This window comes from Acinetobacter sp. AB03, from assembly GCF_058107045.1.
Genome location: NZ_JBUEBA010000002.1, coordinates 1,148,563 through 1,149,965, shown reverse-complemented (window position 1 = coordinate 1,149,965; position 1,403 = coordinate 1,148,563). Strand labels below are relative to the sequence as shown.

The window sequence follows — 1,403 nt, the reverse complement described above, 5'->3', positions numbered from 1 at the left end:
GAAAGTCGTTTCCAAATCTATGCAATCATTCAACAAAGTTTTAATTTGGTCGATAGCAAAGCGCCTGCCAAAAAGGATGCCGTGCTAGTGGGTCATAGTATGGGCGGTATTATTGCGCGGCTTTTGGTAAGCGATGCTGACTTAACCCCTGCGGCAATGAAACTGCTACCCAATCGACGTGTGCAACAATTTAAAAATGATCCTCTGTTTAAATCGCGCCTCGACATTCAACCGATTCCAAATTTCAGTCGGGCCATTTTCTTAGCAGCGCCACATCGTGGGACAGAGTTTGCTGACCGCTGGTTTACCCTCGCGGCGCGTAAAGTCATTCGTCTACCAGGTGCATTTTTGGGGGCACTGACCGATGTTATACAAAGTAGTGACCCTGACCTACAAGAATTTATTAAAGATGTAGATAATGGACTCATACAAAATGGGCCAAGTGATCTCAGCAAGAACTCTAACTTCACTCGGTTAACTAAAAACGTCGTTCCATACAAAGGCATGAAATTCCACAGCATCATGGGGAATGCGACCAAAAGTGATGACATCAATATCATTACAGACGATGTCGTGCCTTATACGAGTGCCCATCTAGATGGTGCATTGTCTGAGAAGATTATTAAAGGTGGACATTCTATTCAAGAAACGCCTGAAGCTGTTCTTGAGTTACGTCGTATCCTACGGTTGCAGCTGACTGAACTCGGTCTGTATAAGCCTTAAATCTTAAAAAGCCTAAACAGATGTTTAGGCTTTTTTATTTTTGCTTTACACCTAATGCCTACAGCAATAATCACTTGGCTGTTTAACAACTGTTCGCTTTATAGATGATTTATTGTTTAGTCGTTTTCAATTTTGCTAAGATATTGCCATTCATACAATAGCTGTTCATAGCGCATAAATACACACGGTAAGCGGTGTCGCTCGGTCTATTTTTATATTGTGCATTTTCAAAGATTTAAGGATTTCACCTACATGAGCAATTCGGGAATCATAACTGATTTGTCCACACTCACACCCATGATGCAACAGTACATGGGCGTCAAAATGCAACATCCGCACTCTTTGATGTTCTATCGTATGGGTGACTTCTACGAGCTGTTCTTTGAAGATGCACACAAGGCCGCTAAACTTCTCGGGATTACCCTGACCCATCGTGGCAAAGCCAATGGTGAACCCATCCCTATGGCAGGCGTTCCTTACCATGCAGCTGAAGGCTACCTTGCTCGCTTGGTGAAAAAAGGCGAAACCGTCGTCATTTGCGAGCAAATTGGTGAGGTTACAGGTAAGGCCCCTGTTGAACGTGGCGTTGTCCGGATTATTACTGATTTGCTGCCTTAGTGTACCAATGGGCTTTGTTGCATAAATATGTAAGCATCTGATTTAAATAAATTTAATTTTGG

The 1,403-nt window shown here is 42.8% G+C and carries 1 protein-coding gene and 1 pseudogene; both read left to right on the top strand.

Annotated elements, in window-relative coordinates; genetic code table 11:
• Window positions 1-723 (top strand): alpha/beta fold hydrolase (locus tag ACY3FQ_RS05955; protein WP_489773699.1); only part of this gene is annotated, 723 nt, incomplete at its 5' end.
• A 252-nt stretch (window positions 724-975) separates the two neighbouring features.
• A pseudogene (locus ACY3FQ_RS05950) lies at window positions 976-1,326 on the top strand (MutS N-terminal domain-containing protein); the annotation flags it as partial.
• Between the last annotated feature and the right edge of the window lie 77 nt (window positions 1,327-1,403).